Raw genomic sequence first — 13,523 nt, forward strand, 5'->3', positions numbered from 1 at the left:
ACCCAACAGGAGAGTCAGTTCTTGTTGGGTTTTGTTTCAACATATGAAATTTCTTAAACTATTTTTTTATCTGCCAATCCCCTCCTAAGCTTTTATGTAACATTACGACTGTGGTTGCAGTGTTTAATCTCGCTAACACTTCTGCATCTTTTAGTTGATTGTTCTGTTTTTGCGCATTTAGAACTGAAATATGATCAATTAAACCAGCACGATACAAAACTCTTGCTTTATTCAATGCCATTTCAGCATGACTTACAGCTTTTGAAATTTGAGTATTGAATTGCTGAGCATTCGCATACGCGTAGAGAGTTGTTTCAACTTCATTGAATGCAGCATTAACAGTGTGCTGATAACTTAACACTGACTGTTTAAAACTGGCTTTTTGCATATCAACCATGGCCTCAGCTCGACCGCCATCAAATATATTCCAACTTACTCCTGCGCCTAATGACCAAGATATTGAATCCGAATTAATAAGATCATCAAAGTCACCCGCTACAAAGCTTGGCGCACCAGTAAGAAAAAGGCTTGGGTATTTAGCGGCGATAGCCACACCCACCTCTTCATTTTTGGCAGCAATTTCTCGCTCCGCCAGTGCTATATCAGGGCGCCTTGTAAGCAATTGTGAAGGTAACCCTGTTGGCACCAGTCCTTGCATTTGTGGTAATGGTGCATCAGTAAACCTTAATTTAGTTTGGTTCACAGACTCACCAAGCAAAATAGCAATGCGATTCAGGTGAACTTGCTGCGCTGTTTTAAGTGGCAAGAGTGCCGATTTCGTCGTCGCGAGCATTGTTTTTTCATTGGCTATATCTAACTCAGAGCTATAACCATTTTCAAATAATGATCTAACGAGCGCTAAAGACTGCTCTTGTTGCACTACATTTTGCTGCGCAATAGCAAGACGAGACTGCGCGCCTCGGTACTGCAAATAGTTGTTGATAACATCGGCTGTAACAGCTGTATTAACAGCTGTTTTCATAACCTCTGCTTGTTCAGCTCTAATTTTTGCAGCGGCAGACATACTGTCTATACGTCCAAATATATCTAGCTCCCAGCTGGCATTTAAGCCGATGAAATGATCTTTACTATCTCTACTGGCACCCGAGATATAGCCCCCACCAAAACTGTCTGGTAAGGCAATATCACCAATTAATCCACCAGCAACGGCTTCATTTTCACTAAAACGTAAATCAACCACTCCTGCATTTAAAGAAAGAGTCGGAACTTTATACGATGCCACTGATTGATGATAAGCCTTCGCTGCGTTGATCCTTTCACTGGCTTGTTTAATATTAATGTTCTGCTGTTGAACATCCTCAACAAGCTCAATAAGTTGTTCATCAGCAAATTTATACCACCAATTTTGTTGTGTTAATTGCTGCTGTATCTCTTTTGAATTTGATGCGTGTAAATACACATCAGCAACACTCACGCTTGGTCTTTCGTAATCTGGCGTCATAGAGCAACCACTAATAAGTAATGCTGAAGAAATGATTGTTAATGTAAGTTTTTTCATTTTAATACTCCTCGCCTTTATCGTGTTGCAGTTGCTTTTCTAATCGCTCTTCTTTTGCATAAAACAAACGATACAGTGCAGGCATAATAAACAGTGATAAAACTGAAGCGGCCATCAAGCCTCCAATTATAGTGGCGGCCATTTGGTCAAATAGCTTGTCTGATAATAAAGGAATCATGCCAAGTGCCGTTGTTAACGCAGCCATTGAAATTGCCATGGTACGATTGAGCGTTGCATCTTTCACGGCATTAACAATGCGCTTGCCATTTTTTCGCTCAAGCTCAATTTGATCCATCAGTACAATACCGTTTTTAATAATCATGCCCGACAAACAAATCATGCCGACAATACTCATGAAGCCAAATGGTTTATCTAATGCAATTAAGCTCCAAATAATCCCAATACTCGCAAGTGGTAAAGTGATAAAAATAATTAATGGCTGGCGGTACGCATTGAACATAGCCACTAAGATAAGCAGCATTAATACTGTCGCTTTAGGGTTCTGCTCTAAAAGGTCATCAATCGAGCGTTTTTCATCATAATACTCTCCTCCCCAATGCATGCTGTAGCCCTTAGGTAAAGTCATCGACTCTATTTGAGGCGCTAATTCAGAACGTACTGTTGCAGGAGTTGCGTTAACTACACCCGCTTGTGCAGTAATGGCTGGTTGACGATTTCGACGCCAAATTACACTTTGCTCGCCTTTTATTTGTATATCATCGACAACTTGCCCAAGTGGCACGCTATGGCTCGAAAATAATGATCTTACGGGGATATTATCAAGCTGCTCGATACTACTATCGCTATTGATTAACTTAATTGCGATTAAGTCATCACCTTGGCTCAAAGTGCCTATTTGCATGCCTTCTGAAGCTTGGTTAAGTGCTCTAGCGATATCAGTACGGTTTACACCTGCAAGCCTTGCCGCTTCTTGATTTATAATTGGAACAAGAACCTTACTTTCTTGACGCCAATCATCACGCACATACTTGGTATTTGGATGTGAGCTCATAATGTCTTTTGCTTGTTTTGACAGTTGCTTTAATACTTCTGGATCCGACCCTTCAAATCTAACTTCAATTGAATACTTATCCTTCGTCGCTAATTTTAGATCCCTAAAGCGTGGTTCGGCATGTGCAAACTCAGCAGCTAACCATTGGTCGCCTCGTTCTACTAATGGTGCTATGTCTGCAAAATTTTGTGTATTAATGAGGATTTGGCCATAGCTTGAATCTAGAGGCTCAGGTTCAACTGTTACAGAAAAACGGGGTGCACTTTCACCAATGTAGCTTGAAATACTTTTCACTTCTGGCTGTGCGAGCAACCATTGTTCAACCTTTTTCATGTCCTCAGAAACAACATCACTTCGACCACCATTGGGTAGCCAATAATCTAAAAACACAATTGCACGGTCTGAGCTTGGCATAAAGTTCACTTTTAGCATTGGTGCTGCTAGGAGTGTTGCTACAAGCAAAGGAACTACCATTAAAACTGCTTTTTTAGGATTATCGACAGTCCAGTTAACTGCTTTGCGATACCCTGCCATTAACTTAGATTCTTTCTGTTTTGTTTGGTTGTGATCAACACGGATAAACGCCCAACATAGTAGTGGCGTAATTATCATTGCTACAACCCACGAGAGTAATAATGAGCTACATAACACTTGCACTATTGATAGAGAAAACTCGGCAGAGTCTGTCTGTGAAAACAACACAGGCGTTGTTCCCATAGCCGCAATAACTGTTGCGCCTAATAATGGCCAAGCCATTTCTGAAATTGACTCTTTGACTGCTTCTGTTCTTTGTATACCTTGCTTTAACTTAGCGACAAATAAATCAACAATTACAATCGCATTATCAACTAACATACCCAAGGCAAGAATAAATGAACCAAGTGACACGCGCTGCAGATCCACATTAGTCATATTCATATACACTAATGTAAATAAAATAGTTAAAAACAGACTAACGCCAACGATTGTCGCACTGCGCCAGCCCATAAAAATCAACAGCACAACAACCACAATTACGACACTTTCAATTAAATTAGCAACAAAGTTGTTGATTGATTTTGTAACCTCATCAGGCTGGTAAGCGATGATGCCAACACTTGCACCAATAGGCAGTTCAGATTCAAAATCTGCAAGTACAGATTTTAATTCATCACCAATATTAACGACATTTATGCCATTTTCAGGGCTAACAGCCAGTGTAATTGCCTGTTGGCCATTAAAACGGCTAGCTGTATTGATAGGTGTTTCATAACCCATAGTAACAGTGGCAATATCACCAAGACGCACGACTCCAGAACTATCTTTAAGCTCATTGATACCTGTACGGATCATTAAATTCTGTATGTCAGCAAGATTTTGATATTGGCCTGTTTGCTCAACACGAATATTCTCTTTGCCAATATCAAAGTCTCCTCCATTTACAGGGCTTGTTTGAGCATTAAGTTGATCAACAAGCTGCAACATAGAGATATTACTTTGTGCTAACTTTGTATCGCTTACAGCAATATTGACAACCTGTTTACGCACACCATGCAATTGCACTTTTTTAATGCCATCAACAGCTTTAATTCGACGTTGTAATTCTTTTGAATAATCATCTAGTTGATGCATTGGAATGTCGTCACCATAGACTGCAAACAACATCCCATAAACTTCAGAAAATTCATCTTGTACTACCGATATTTGAGCTTCAATCGGTAATTCTAATTTAACATCTTGAACTTTTCGTCTTAACAAGTCCCATTGTTGGGGTAACTCATCTGAGGAATAACTTTCTTTAAGATCAACAAAAATCATTGAGCTTCCAGGGCGAGATAACGAGCGAAGCTTCCAAAGTGACCCCATTTCTTGCAGCCGTGTTTCAACTTTGTCCGTTACGAGCTGTTCAACTTCCTCTGCTGATGCACCTGGATAAAGCGTAACAACAACAGCACTTTTAACAGTAAAGGTCGGATCTTCTAACTTACCCAAGTCAAAATAAGAGTAGATACCAGCAATCATGCAAAGTATTGTGAAAAAAATCACAAATGTTCGTTGGCGAAGTGCGAAAGTAGATAAATTCATAGCTTACTTCACCTCTTGGACAAAACTTATTTGCTGACCATCTTCAACAAATGCGCTGCCTGAAGTAACGATATAATCGCCGCGCTTTAACCTACCATCTATGCACACAACTGATTGTTTCTGGTTTGTTATCTCAACCGGTAGCTTTTGAACTGTATTCCCTTCAACTTTATACACAAAACTATTTACTGATTGTTGCACCAGTGCATGCGTAGGAACACAAAACTTACCCTCTTCATCAACAATATTAAGGTCTACATACACGGGCTTGCCGGAAAAAAGCGGCTTGTTGTTCGGGTTATTAACCCCAAAAGTGACTTCATAAGTGCGTTTAAGCTGATGTGGCACGCTTGCTATATCCGTCACGATCGCTGATAAAGAATTACTGTTCCCATGCCAATTAATCTGTGCTGGCATACCAATTGCCATTTCATTTATAGCGCCTTCTGGCACATCAGTGACCGCTTCGAGTAAATCTGGTTGATGAAGGGTTAAAACAGAAAACTGTGGTGATGTTTGTTCAAATGAATCGATAGCAATCTGTGCGACAACACCATCAAATGGGGCTTTAAGATTGGTATAACGTAGCGAGTCTTCTGCTTTTTGCAGGGCTTGTGTTACTAATTTTACATTAGCAATTGCACGGCTATACATAGTTTGAGCACGGTCTAGCTTTATACTTGCTATTGCGCCATCTTTACTGGCATTGCGAATACGAGAAAGCTCAAGTCCTGCAAGCTCTTTACTCGCAACGGCTTCATCTAAGCGTGCTTGTAACTCACTGACTTGCACTTCAAAATCATGGCTATCTAACGACGCAAGTATTTGACCTTTTCTGACAAACTGGCCTTCATTTACATATATACTTTCAACTTTACCAGCAACCCGGAACGATAAATCAGCCTGCTTTTGTGATTGTATTACACCACTGAGCCTGAAATTTCTGTGGTTTTCCTTATGCTCTAATTTAATAACATTGACTGGTCTAAGTGGTTTTTCTGGTGTTTTAAGCTCAGCTTGGCAACCCGTAACCCCGATTGCCACAGCTAAGATAGATAACGTTTTTAAACTATTCATAATATAGCTTTCCATATGTTGTTTTAGGAAAGCGATTATATTATTTATTAATAGTGAGATAATTAGCCTGTAGCGGCAAACACTATTCCATTTATTGAGACAATTCCTGCCACTTGTTTATTTCATCTAAGAAATAATCAATAAATAACCTAGCGGCATGAGAGGTACCCTGCCTACTTGGGTAAACTAACCAGATATCCTCAATCATGGTTTCGTGTTCAGGCAGTATGTCAACGACCTCCCCAGTGGCTAACGCTTCTTTCACGACAATCTCAGGCATCAATGCTATTCCTGAGCCAGCTAAAACGCTATGCCTTATAAAATAGGAGTTATTAACAATTAATTGGCTGTTTACAACTACACTTTCAGTTTGAAATTGCAGGGTATTTTCTAGCCGACCATCAGGCCAACGCAGTAAAATTATGGAATGATCTTTAAGCTCATTTAATGACTCAGGTTTGCCAAACTTTTCCATGTATTGCCTACCCGCATATAACTTACGTTTAAAAGGCTTTATTTGCCGCGCTACAAAGGAGCTGTCTGCTATTGGCCCAATATGAATGCTAGCATCTAAACCATAGCTGATAATGTCATGATAACCCAAACTACTTAGGTGTGTTTCGATCTGAATGTTCGGGTATTGGCGTAAAAACCCTTGCAAAATATCATGGCAAAGAATGTCTGATTCATTTATAAAGCCTATTTTTATACGCCCTGTTGGACTGTGGCTTTGGGTTCTTACAACTTCATTCGCTTTATCAAATTGAGGAATAATATTAAGCATATTGTTGTAGTAATCTAACCCCGTCGTCGTAAGCGTTAGATTACGTGTTGTTCTAATTAGTAATTTGGCACTCAGCTTTGCTTCCAGTTCACTAATTCGTCTGCTCACGGTTGATCTTGGTAGATTCAGCGCTTCTGCGGCACTTGAAAAGCTTTGTAACTCAACCACCAGCATAAAGAGCTTAATATCATCTATTTTCACAATTGTTCCTTACTAAAATCTAAAACCAGAGTTGAGATAATTCAGTGTCAGGTCGGTAATGGTAAGCGAGTTGTGCTTGTAATAATTCAGCAGTGGCTATGGCGTCATTTAAAGCATTGTGGTTTTGATATGCGGGTAACGAATAACGAGTTCGTGAGTCAGCTAATCTTACCGAGCCAAGTTTGGAGTTAAATAACCGACCAAGTAATCCCTGTTTCGCTTTAAGCGCTCTTCTTTCAAGTTCTAAGGTGTCTATTACTGCAAACTCTAAACCTTCACCTAATCGTGCGTTTAACGCTTGATACAGGAAGTGGCGTTCAATAGGCGCAAAATGCACAACAATCACTTTACCAGCTAATGCGGCTAATAACGGCTCAATTATCGACGAGAAGTCAGGCGCGCCAGTTAACTCGGAGTGTGTAATGCCATGAATGACTATCGACTCTTCATCGAGCTTTTGCCTTGGTTGAACAAGCCAATGTGCACTGTCTTTGCAATAAATCCGTTTTGATGTGAACGGCACTAACCCCACACTAACAATATCGTCTTTATCAAAATTTAGACCGGTCGTCTCAAAATCTAACGCTACGAGGGGTACTTCACTAATTGGTAAATTAAGGTCGTTTACCGCACTTTGATAAAAATGTTGTATACAAGAATGACGACTCGTCGCTGATAGCGCTTTATAACGTGCAGGCCAGTTTTGTTTTGCACTATTAGTGGTCATTACTTCACACCTGAATTAGCTGAATAACGGAATTTTAAGAAGTTCTGTGCTTTATCTAAAATCGCAAACGCTTCTTTTAAGTTTCGCTGTTCAAAAGGCGATAGCAAATGTGGCTCTAAATCGTTGTCGGGCGCTTCATCTAGCTTTTCTATTTGCCAAGCCTGATGACGAATACGGATCATGGCGATATATTCAAGGGCATCTCGTAAGTCTTGCGCTTTTCCTTCTGGTAATAACTTGGCATCAATTATATCTTCAAGTCGTTCAAATGAGTTTTGCTTACGGCTGCCTATCGCTAAAGCATGCACACGGATTACATCAGACAAAGGGGCTGTGCCACGACGTTTTAAGTTCATTGAGCGTTTATGTTGACCATTATGCTCTAATACAAAGTCTTTAAAAAAGCCCAGTGGAGGCGTTCTATTACGTGCGTTAGCTGCCATATTCGCTAAGAAACGCTTATTGCTGCGCCCTTCTTTAGCAATAAACCGTTTTAGTTCCTCTGCCCATTTGGTTTTGCCGTAAACACCATCAAGATCAAAAAATATTGAACTGTGCAATAATGCTTGTGGTTTTGGCTCTGCTATCCAACTAGCAAATTGTTCTTGCCACTGTTCCCGCGTTAAACGCCATTTTTTAAATGACGCCATAATTTCACCATCGCAGTACTTATAACCACACTCAGCCAAGCCATCACAGACAAAGTCAGCAAGTTTTTGAAAATACGCGTCGTGTAAAGATTCATCAAAACTATTGTCTAGAATAATTGCGTTGTCTTGATCTGTAACGATTAATTGCTCATCCCTTGCCATTGACCCCAGTGCAATGAAGCAATAAGGCACAGGAGGCGGACCAAACTTTTCTTCGGCTAAATCGAGTAGACGCTGTTTGAATGTTCGCCCTATCACTGCCATGGCAGTGCCAATCATATGAGAATTAGCATCTTCATTAACCATCCGCACAAATACATTAGGCAGCTGGCGCGCATAATAAGCTAAGTCTTCAACTGATTGCTGAGCAAGAATGCCACGCACCAGTAATAAACTACTTTGCGATTCATAGCGCAAAATATCTGATAACGAAATAACCCCAATGGGTTTTTTCTTAATAACAACGGGTAAGTGATGAATATTATCTCTGAGCATCGCTAGTACAGCTTCAAACACGTAGGCGTTACTATCGAGTAATACAAGATCAGTCTGCATTATTTGCTGAGCATGTGCTTCGTAACTTAATCCTTGTGCAATAACACTGGAACGTAAATCGCGGTCAGTTATGATGCCAACAACTTGGCCATCGTCATCATCAGGGTCATCGCTAATGGGTTTATCGGCATCAGTAACCAATACTGACGACACCGACTCTTGCGTCATCAACTGCGCAACAAACTGAACTGTTGCATCTTTTGCGACCGTGACCACATCTCTGTGCAGTAATGACTTTACTTTTGCGGTAGTTAAATCATTGCTATCGGCTTGCTCGACGATAGCTTGGTGCAAACGTACATTACCATCAGCCTCAAAGAAATCTGCAAATGGTTCGTACTCGTCGCAATACTGGTTAAACAACTCCACATTAATACAATAAACAAGTGTGTCTTCGAGTGCTTTTGCCGGAAAACGTACTTTACGATTCATTAGCAAACCCATTTGGCCAAATATGCCCCCTACGGTTAAGCGGTTATATAATTCACCATCACGGCGATACATTTCCACGGCACCAGTACGAATAACATATAAATCGGCTATGTCGTCACCGTAATTTAATATCTCGGTGCCAGCACGAAAATAAGCAATTTCAATTTGCGACGCTAATTTATTTATTGCCACTTCTGGTAAGTCATCAAATGGAGCATGATCACTTAAAAATTGTGCAATATCGATGTGTTCGGCTTGCATACGCATACCTAGATTGGGTGTTTTTATTGATTGTGGAGGTAATTGGCTATTTTTTCAAAGAAAAATAGCCAATTAAGGTCGATTAAGCGTTTTCTAACTCATCGGCAAGGTGTTTAGACTCATCACCACGAGGTTTGGTAAAACGTGCTAAACCAAGGTAAATAACGGGGGTTAAATAAAGCGTGAATAATACCGCTAAGGCTAAACCACCAAACACCACCCATCCAATGGCATTACGCGCTTCGGCACCAGCTCCTGTCGACAAAATAAGCGGCAACGCACCCAGTAAGGTAGATACCAACGTCATAGCAATCGGGCGTAAACGAACTAACGCAGCTTCTTCAACAGCGACCCTCACTGAGCGACCTTGGTCACGTAATTGGTCAGCAAACTCCACCAGCAGTATCGCATTCTTAGCAATTAAGCCAATCAGCATAACTAAGCCTATCTGCGAGTAAATATTTAAAGACGTACCCGTTAAATACAAAGCCAAAATAGCCGACGTGATACCAAAAGGCACCGTGATCATAACCACAATCGCACTGTTTACGCTTTCAAATTGTGCCGCGAGTACGAGTAAAACGATTAAAAAAGCCAATACGTAGGTTAACAGTACTTCATTAGCGGTTTCTTCAAATGTAAGTGCTTCGCCTTTAAAAGCAAGGCTAATACCATTCGGTAAGTTAGTCTCGGAGATGTCACGAATTTTGGTGACCAATTCAGCGATAGTGACATTTTCGGGTAGTTCCATACTTAGCTCAATTGCACGACGCTGTGCATGGCGCTCAAGCTCAGCTGCCACGCCTTCTTCAGTAATCGTTGCAACACTGCTGAGCGGCACAAGCTGACCATCTCGCGCCCCAACGTATAAGTTGGCCAGATCATTTGGATTAGTAATGGTTTGATTTTGTGCCTGCAACATAATAGGAATTGATTGATCACCAATGTTTAAATCAGCAATATCATCACCATTTATCGCCGCTCTTAACGTGATTGAAATATCACTTAAAGACACACCAAGCTCCTCTGCACGGCGTCTGTCTATATTAACCCGTAACTGTGGCTGCGACGGTTGGTACGAAATTCTCACTGGCGCAACCTCTGGAATTGCGTTTTCTATTTCAGCTGAGAATGCCTGCGCTGCTTTAAATATTTCTAAGTAATCTTGACCAAGCAGCGCCAGCTCAATGCCACCCCCTTGACCACGCAAATTTAGACTGTTTGAACCACCAGGGTAACCAGCAGCACCAGGAATATTACCCAGCGGTCCACGTATTTTATTAATGATTTCTTGCTGACTAAAGTGACGCTCATCCCAATGCTTTAAAGGCACGGTAATGAATACAATATTGGGATCCCATTGCCCAACAACGGTATATATTGACTCAATTTCGCCACTTTCTACAAAAGGCAGTAATATATCTTCCATTTGCACGGCTTGCCTATCCATAAAGTTAAGGCCGACACCGTCGGGGCCACGTGCAAAAATTCGAATTTTGCCTCTGTCTTCTGTGGGCAGTAATTCGTTATCAAGGTTCATATACAGTGCACCTGAGCCCGCAGCGACAATTAAGCACACAAAAAATGTAATCCATGCATGGTCTAATACACCATGAATCGTGCGTTTATAAACAGCCGCTAAGCCATGCCCAAGTTTTGCAAATGGATGAAATCCCCCTTGCTTTAATTTAAGTTTAGAGGTTAATGCAGGGACTAAAGACAATGCGACAAAACTAGAGATAATCACTGCGCCCGCGAGCACTCCACCAAATTCACGAAACAACCGCCCCGCTGTTGATGGTAAAAACGCAATAGGTACAAATACTGCAGCCAATACAGCCGTGGTGGCCACCACCGCAAAAAATACTTCGCGGGTACCAATTACCGCTGCGGCTCGCCGCCCAAGTCCTAGACCGCGTTGACGTTGAATATTTTCACTCACCACAATCGCATCATCAACAATTAAACCTGTCGCTAATACTAAAGCCAGTAACGTTAATATGTTGATTGAGAAACCCAACGCCCATATCAGCGCGAGCGATCCAATTAAAGCAACGGGAATCGCAAAAGCAGGCACCAGTGTTGCGCGCCAAGAGCCAATAAACACCCACAGCGTTATAACAACTAGCAACACGGTGAGTAACAACGAGTTGATTACTTCGTCTACTGAGCTGCGAATAAACTGTGCGTCGTCGGAGGTGAGCGTAAATTCCATTTCGGGGAATCGCACACGCATTTTTTCAATCAGTGTTAATACTTCATCTGAAATTTCAATGGTGTTCGACTGGGCTTGACGAATAACCTCCATGCCAATAACAGGTGTGCCATTTAATCTTACGAACGAACGAGGATCTGCAGGGCCAAAATACACAGCGGCGACATCGCCGATACGCGTGTCATCACGAACAATAATATCTGCGACTTGTTCTGCTGAAATTGAAGTGGCATCAGCACGGACAATGACTTGTTGATCGCTCGACTTTAAACTCCCTGCCGGAACATCAAACGGCGCTTGGCGTAATACATTAGCAATGTCGGGCACAGTGAGATTAAAACTGCTTAATTTAAGGGGATCGATTCTAACCCTTAAAACTCGTTCACGGTCACCATTTAAACGTACATCAGCCACACCGGGAATGGTTAAAAATTGCGGGGCTAAGTCTACATCAACGCGTTCGGTCAGTGCTTCAAGAGATAATGTATCACTCGAAACTGTTAGGGACACAACCGCCTCAGCGTCGTTGTCGGCCTTAATAATTGATACCCGTTCAACTTCTTCGGGAAGTTCGCGTTGTACCCGTGCAACCGATTCACGCGTTTCGTTTGCAGCATCATCTAAGTTAACACCCGGGCGAAATTCGACCACGATTCGTGCGTTGTTTTCTTCACTTTGCGCGCGAATCGACTTTACCCCACTTACACGAGCGACTGCACCTTCAAGTTTACTTGTTACTTCGGTATCAACTGTTTCAGGTGAACCACCCGGAAACGACGCTGACACCGTAATACGTGGTCTGTCTACATCTGGAAGCTCTCGTACTTCTACGCCAGCAATCGCAGCAATACCCGCAATAATGATCAATAAGTTCAACACCACTATTAAAACAGGTCGGCGAATTGCCATTGACGGCAAGTCTTCCATCATTGGTTGTTGCTTCATCATTACTCCTTGGCAAGCTTAACGTCGTTAGCAAATGTCAGCTCTTGGTTAGGGCGTAATCGTTGTACCCCCTCTGTCACTAACAAGTCGCCTTTATTTAAACCCCCTGATACGAGCAATCGCCCTGCTAAACGCTGCTCAATTTTTACATCAACACGGGTTGCTTTTTTATCGACACTTTTCCATACATACGGACCTGCGGCACCCCACATCATGGCTGCTTCTGGGACTACTGCATATTCATCGCCTCGAATATTAATGTGCACGCGAAAACTCATGCCTGGCATAAACTGCTTTTCATTGTTATCTAGTTTGGCTTTGGTTCTTATCGTGCGTGTTTGTGCATTGATACGTGAGTCTAACTCAGCCACTGTTGCGGTATACACTTTATCACCTAACCATGGAATAACCGCTACCTCAGACTTCTGCTTAAGCACAGAAATTGCGGCCTCAGGCGCATTAAAGTTAATATACAGCTGAGAAATGTCGTCGATGGTCGCTATTGCAGTTTGTGCGGTGATCCTGTCACCAACTTCTACATCGGTAAGGCCCATTACGCCGCTAAAAGGCGCCCGGATCTCACGATCTTCACGTTCCGTTTTAGCGTGCATTAACTTTACTTTTGCTAGTTCATAAAGGGTTTTAGCATCATCTAAATCGCTTTGCGGAACAGCACCTCGGGCATGACTCTCTTCAAGCCTTTTCATGGTGCGCTCGGCATCTTTTAAGGTAATTTCAGCTTCTTTAAGGGCGGCTTGTTGTCTGCGTGAGTCTAGTTCGAGTAATAAATCACCTTTTGACACATTATCGCCCGGTTTAAAATACACCGCGGTCATTCTGTCACCCACTGCGGGGTACAACGTAACTGAATGAATCGCCTCTGCGTTTCCAACGGCTTTAATTTGCTGTTTTGCTTTTTCAGTTGTAACGGGTTCAACAACCACATTGGCCGCCTGTGCAACAGATATGCAGGAAATACAGGCGATTAAGGTCCATGAATATAATTTGCCAATTGTCAAAAGTTCACCTAAATAAGAATCGTTTTAATTGTTACGAAGTGTAACAGCTTTGTGATCAATAA

General features: G+C 41.8%; 8 protein-coding genes. All 8 read right to left on the reverse strand.

Features of this window, described 5'->3' with window-relative positions; translation table 11 throughout:
- Positions 1–58: 58 nt before the first annotated feature.
- The 8 genes from JIG41_RS21315 to JIG41_RS21350 all read right to left on the reverse strand — a co-directional run bounded on the left by JIG41_RS21315 (position 59) and on the right by JIG41_RS21350 (position 13,461).
- Positions 59–1,519 (reverse strand): efflux transporter outer membrane subunit, encoded by a 1,461-nt coding sequence (locus JIG41_RS21315; RefSeq protein WP_199525435.1) that lies wholly within the window; start codon positions 1,517–1,519, stop codon positions 59–61.
- Between the two features lies 1 nt (position 1,520).
- The gene (locus JIG41_RS21320) at positions 1,521–4,595 is read right to left on the reverse strand and encodes an efflux RND transporter permease subunit (RefSeq protein WP_199525436.1); all 3,075 of its coding nucleotides are present in this window, start codon (positions 4,593–4,595) and stop codon (positions 1,521–1,523) included.
- A gap of 3 nt (positions 4,596–4,598) precedes the next feature.
- Positions 4,599–5,672, reverse strand: a complete 1,074-nt coding sequence (locus tag JIG41_RS21325) for an efflux RND transporter periplasmic adaptor subunit (protein WP_199525437.1) — start codon at positions 5,670–5,672, stop codon at positions 4,599–4,601.
- Positions 5,673–5,763: 91 nt separating this feature from the next.
- Positions 5,764–6,657, reverse strand: coding sequence for a LysR family transcriptional regulator (locus JIG41_RS21330; RefSeq protein ID WP_074988242.1), 894 nt, complete (start codon positions 6,655–6,657; stop codon positions 5,764–5,766).
- A gap of 19 nt (positions 6,658–6,676) precedes the next feature.
- The gene (locus tag JIG41_RS21335; RefSeq protein ID WP_199525438.1) at positions 6,677–7,384 is read right to left on the reverse strand and encodes a 3'-5' exonuclease; all 708 of its coding nucleotides are present in this window, start codon (positions 7,382–7,384) and stop codon (positions 6,677–6,679) included.
- Entirely contained in the window at positions 7,384–9,282 is a 1,899-nt protein-coding gene (locus JIG41_RS21340) for a DUF294 nucleotidyltransferase-like domain-containing protein (RefSeq protein WP_074988244.1), read from the reverse strand. Before JIG41_RS21340 ends, JIG41_RS21335 begins: the two co-directional genes overlap by 1 nt.
- A gap of 82 nt (positions 9,283–9,364) precedes the next feature.
- Positions 9,365–12,442 (reverse strand): efflux RND transporter permease subunit, encoded by a 3,078-nt coding sequence (locus JIG41_RS21345; protein ID WP_199525449.1) that lies wholly within the window; start codon positions 12,440–12,442, stop codon positions 9,365–9,367.
- Between the two features lie 2 nt (positions 12,443–12,444).
- The gene (locus JIG41_RS21350) at positions 12,445–13,461 is read right to left on the reverse strand and encodes an efflux RND transporter periplasmic adaptor subunit (protein WP_199525439.1); all 1,017 of its coding nucleotides are present in this window, start codon (positions 13,459–13,461) and stop codon (positions 12,445–12,447) included.
- Positions 13,462–13,523: the final 62 nt, after the last annotated feature.

Origin of the sequence: Pseudoalteromonas sp. bablab_jr011, assembly GCF_016464045.1 — a bacterium.
In the GTDB taxonomy this organism is placed as follows: Bacteria; Pseudomonadota; Gammaproteobacteria; order Enterobacterales; family Alteromonadaceae; genus Pseudoalteromonas; species Pseudoalteromonas lipolytica.